At 65.8% G+C, this 4,185-nt stretch carries 5 protein-coding genes; 3 read left to right on the top strand and 2 right to left on the bottom strand.

The features are described 5' to 3' along the window. A partial coding sequence (locus tag AS156_RS43040) for an MFS transporter (RefSeq protein WP_160331148.1) occupies nt 1–662 on the top strand: 662 nt, incomplete at its 5' end. Here the strand turns inward: AS156_RS43040 and AS156_RS27380 are convergent. Further along, on the bottom strand, nt 649–1,422 hold the full coding sequence (locus tag AS156_RS27380) for a LuxR family transcriptional regulator (RefSeq protein ID WP_066511129.1): 774 nt from the start codon (nt 1,420–1,422) through the stop codon (nt 649–651). The genes AS156_RS43040 and AS156_RS27380 overlap by 14 nt on opposite strands. Before the next feature lie 123 nt (nt 1,423–1,545). On the opposite strand from AS156_RS27380, the gene AS156_RS27375 reads away from it, so the two are divergent. Continuing rightward, entirely contained in the window at nt 1,546–1,803 is a 258-nt protein-coding gene (locus tag AS156_RS27375; RefSeq protein WP_066511126.1) for a hypothetical protein, read from the top strand. 96 nt (nt 1,804–1,899) lie between these two features. Here the strand turns inward: AS156_RS27375 and ybaK are convergent, their stop codons facing one another. Beyond that, entirely contained in the window at nt 1,900–2,382 is a 483-nt protein-coding gene (gene ybaK, locus AS156_RS27370) for a Cys-tRNA(Pro) deacylase (protein ID WP_066511121.1), read from the bottom strand. Nucleotides 2,383–2,731: 349 nt separating this feature from the next. Between ybaK and AS156_RS27365 the strand changes: the two genes are divergently transcribed. Continuing rightward, nucleotides 2,732–4,024 (top strand): adenylosuccinate synthase, encoded by a 1,293-nt coding sequence (locus AS156_RS27365; protein WP_066511118.1) that lies wholly within the window; start codon nt 2,732–2,734, stop codon nt 4,022–4,024. Nucleotides 4,025–4,185 lie beyond the last annotated feature (161 nt).

Raw genomic sequence — 4,185 nt, 5'->3', positions numbered from 1 at the left:
GGTTGCCGACCGCCGTACTGCTGCCGGTGATCGTCACGGGCGTGATCTGGGGCGTGATGAACCTGACCTGCGTGCTGTTCTTCAGCTATGCGCCGCTGCTGCTGCAGGCGCAGGGGGTAGCACCGACGATCGCGGCCTCGCTGACCAGCCTGGCGATCTGGTTCACCATCGTGGCAATTCCCGTCGGCGGTTACCTCGTGCATCGTTCCGGCAGGCCGGTTGCGGCGATCATCGGCTGCGGATTGGTGGCGGCCTTCGCGCTGACACTGTTCGCGGCCGGCATCTATCCGACGATCGTCGGCGTCATCTTCGGCATCGCGATCGGCCCGTTGTCGGGCGCGATCCTGTCACTGCCGGCGCGGGTGCTGGAGCCGCACGACCGCTCGTTGGGCTTCGGCATCTTCTACACCTGCTTCTACGTCCTGATGGCGGTCGGACCGTCGGCCGCGGGACGGTTGCAGGATGCGTGGCACACTCCCTCCGCCGCGCTGTACGGCGGGGCGGTGCTGCTGCTGTCGATGGTGCCGCTGGTGCTCGTCTTCGTCTCGCTGACCGGCCGGCAACGGTTGGTCGCCGTTACACCCAAGCCGGAGTTGCGCGCGGGGCACCGTGATGGCGCGGCCATCATCGCTGGCAGCGGGCCGCGCGCTAGAGGTCGATAATCCCGAGCGCGATGCTCTTTGCCACGCCGTGGGTCTTGTTGGAGGCGTTGAGCTTGCGCAGCGCCTGCTTGATGAAGCCTTCCACCGTCTCCGACGAAAGGCCGAGGATCTCCGCGGTGTCGGCCACGGTTTTGCCACGCGCAGCCCAGGCCATCACCTCCCTCTCGCGCGCCGTGAGCTTGATCGTCTCGGCGGCGTCGGCAGGTTTCAGGATGGTCGGTGCGTGGCGCTGGTCGCGGTTGACGATGTCCATCGCCCGCTGCACCCAATAGATCATCAAAAGATGCAGCTCGTGCCGATGGCTGCTCAGCAGCCTGTCGAAGGCGCGCGGCTCGCCCTCCCAGAAGAACACGGTCGAGCTGGAGTGGATGGCGCCGAGCCGGTCGCGGTAATGCAGCGGCACGACGAGGCCGTCCGTGAAGCCGAATTCCCGCGCGGCATCCATCGTCCTGACCTCGGGCGGCCGTTTCCGTCCGTTGCGTTCCGGCAGCTTCAGGCTGCTCCAGGTGAACGGCGTATTGGTGCGCCGCGCCCGCGTCAGCGCCGGATCGTTATGGACGAAATCGTTCTGGATGTAAGTGCGTTCCCACGCCCGTGGAAAGGTCCCGGTATAGTAGGGCAGGTCGAGTTCCGGCCGGCCCGCGTCGACGAATCCGAAGCCTGAGAAGCCGTAGGTCTGGATCGCCCGGTGCAGCGACAGGCGAAGCTCGTCCATCGTCTCCGATGTCTCGATCGTCGAGATCGCTTCGTCCAGTCGCATCGACCAAACCCCCCGATTTCGGGGGTACCACAATTGACCCCCTTCTGTCCCAGATGCCGCGAGATCCGGAGGCCGCCGCGGGCGATCGGGAAGCGCCGCTGCGACGGAGCCAGGGAGTAAGACGTGAAGCGAGTTCAGCCCGGATTAGTTGCCTCGACCTGCATCGAAGCCTTCCCGCTGGTCGCGGACCTCGCGACGAAGAGTGAAATTCTGATGGACGTCTTGAAAGTACCGGCGCCGGACGACGACGAAGACCGGCGTCTGCGCTTCGCCGCCCGCGCCAACGTGATCCTGGCGTTTGTCGAATGTTCCGACGAGCTGCGCCCCAAGCTGCGCGAGGCGATCGTCGAGGCGATGTTGTGGGCACGCACGCAGCCCTGACCTGAAGCGCGGCGCCGGCGCATTCTCTCATCCTCTTCCGCTTGCGGGTGGGGGCTCTCTCCGCTGAACCTGTTGCGCGTATGTCGCGGCGAGAGCTCACTCCCGCGTCGCCACCAGCGCCTTCATCGTCGCGCCGGCGGCAAGCGCCGCGTCGTTCGGATCGATCTCGATCTGCAGGCCGCGCTGGCCGCCATTGACGAAAACACTGACATGGGTGAGCGCTGACGCGTCGATCGCGGTCGGCACGCGCTTCCTTTGCCCGAACGGGCTGATGCCGCCGACATGATAGCCGGTCAGGCGCTCGGCGTCGGCCGGGCGCATCATCTTCGCCGACTTGCCGTCCATCGCCGCGGCAAGCTTCTTCATGCTGACCTCGCAGTCGGACGGCACCACGGCGCACACCGGCTTGCCGTCCACCTCCGCCATCAGGGTCTTCAGCATCCGGTTCGGCTCGATGCCGAGCGCCTCGGCGGCCTGCAGCCCGATGCTCTCGGCATTGGAATCGTAGACATAGGTGTGAAGCTTGAAGGCGATGCCAAGCTTCCTCAGGGCCATCGTTGCTTGTGTCGAACTGGGCATGGATGGAGCCGGTTAACGTAACGGGATGATCGCCGCAATAAGGTCCGCGATCAACCGACGGCGGGGCCTGCCGCAGGTCGCGCCAACATTAAATTCCCGCCAGCATCGCGCCGGCTTGCATGCGGTGGAATTTTTAGGGGATATCAAGGGGTTGGAGCCTATCCAAAAGGCTTAATAGGCGGCCTTCTTGCTTGCGCAGCCGACCCGCTTCCTTTATCCGGTTAGGCGCCTTGCGTGCGCGCGGCTCGGGTCGCGATTTGGCTGGGCACATGAACGCATGATCGCTGTGGGCGGACGCGTTTTCGCCGCGATCGTGGTCTGAGAAACATCTGAAGGGATTATCGTCGAAATGGCCAATGTTGTCGTCGTCGGCGCCCAGTGGGGCGACGAGGGGAAGGGCAAGATCGTCGACTGGTTGTCGGAACAGGCCGACATCGTCGTGCGCTTCCAGGGCGGCCACAATGCCGGCCATACCCTCGTGATCAATGGCGAGACCTACAAGCTGGCGCTTCTGCCCTCCGGCGTGCTGCGCCCGAACAAGCTCGCGGTGATCGGCAACGGCGTGGTGTTCGATCCGCAGGCCTTCCTCGACGAGGTCACCAAGCTGAAGGGGCAGGGCGTCGCGGTGGGACCCGACAATCTGCGCATCGCCGAGAACGTCACCCTGATCCTGCCGCTGCATCGCGAGCTCGACGCCCTGCGCGAATCGGGCAACGCGATCACGTCGATCGGCACCACCCGCCGCGGCATCGGCCCGGCCTATGAGGACAAGGTCGGCCGCCGCGCCATCCGCCTGATGGACCTCGCCGACCTCGACACCCTGCCGCACAAGATCGAGCGGCTGCTGGCGCACCACAATGCGCTGCGCCGCGGCCTCAATCTGGAGGAGATCGACGGCAAGGGCATCCTGGCCGAGCTGTCGACGCTGGCGCCGAAGCTGCTGCCCTATGCCGAGACGGTGTGGCGGCTGCTCGACCTCAAGCGCCGCGAGGGCAAGCGCATCCTGTTCGAGGGTGCGCAGGGCGCGCTGCTCGATGTCGACCACGGCACCTATCCCTATGTGACCTCGTCCAACACGGTGGCGGCGCAGGCCGCGACCGGCACCGGCCTCGGGCCGGGCGCCGTCGGCTATGTGCTGGGCATCTGCAAGGCCTACACCACCCGCGTCGGCCAAGGCCCGTTCCCGACCGAGCTGAAGGACGAGATCGGCGAGGAGATCGGCCGCCGCGGCAAGGAGTTCGGCGTCAATACCGGGCGTAAGCGCCGGGTCGGCTGGTTCGACGCCATGCTGGTGCGCCAGACCGTCCGCACCTGCGGCATTGCCGGCCTGGCGCTGACCAAGCTCGATATCCTCGATGGCTTCGACACCATCAAGGTCTGCATCGGCTACCGCCTTGACGGCAAGGAGATCGACCATCTGCCGGCCGGCGAGGGCGCGCAGGCCCGGGTGGAGCCGATCTATGAGACGATCGAAGGATGGAAGCAGCCGACCGCGAATGCCCGGTCCTGGGCGGACCTGCCGGCCCAGGCCATCAAGTATGTCCGCCGGGTCGAGGAACTGGTGGGGTGTCCGATCGCCCTGCTGTCCACCAGCCCGGAGCGTGAGGATACTATTCTGGTACAGAATCCGTTCGAGGCTTAACGGGATATTACCTATATCCCACCAATTGTGTGGAAATGGCTGACTACTACCCGCTGATCGCCCGTGCCATTGCCGGACTGGATCCCAACGCCCCCGGCGAGAGCCGCCGCGCGCTCTATGAGAGGGCGCGCGCCGCGCTGATCCAGCAGCTCCGCGGCGTG

The organism is Bradyrhizobium macuxiense (assembly GCF_001542415.1).
In the GTDB taxonomy this organism is placed as follows: Bacteria; Pseudomonadota; Alphaproteobacteria; order Rhizobiales; family Xanthobacteraceae; genus Bradyrhizobium; species Bradyrhizobium macuxiense.
This window is presented reverse-complemented; position numbering and strand designations above follow the sequence as displayed.

Coding starts and splice junctions, on each gene's coding strand:
- AS156_RS27380 (WP_066511129.1), bottom strand. CDS start 1,422: ATGCGACTGGACGAAGCGATCTCGACGATCGAGACATCGGAGACGATG.
- ybaK (WP_066511121.1), bottom strand. CDS start 2,382: ATGCCCAGTTCGACACAAGCAACGATGGCCCTGAGGAAGCTTGGCATC.
- AS156_RS27365 (WP_066511118.1), top strand. CDS start 2,732: ATGGCCAATGTTGTCGTCGTCGGCGCCCAGTGGGGCGACGAGGGGAAG.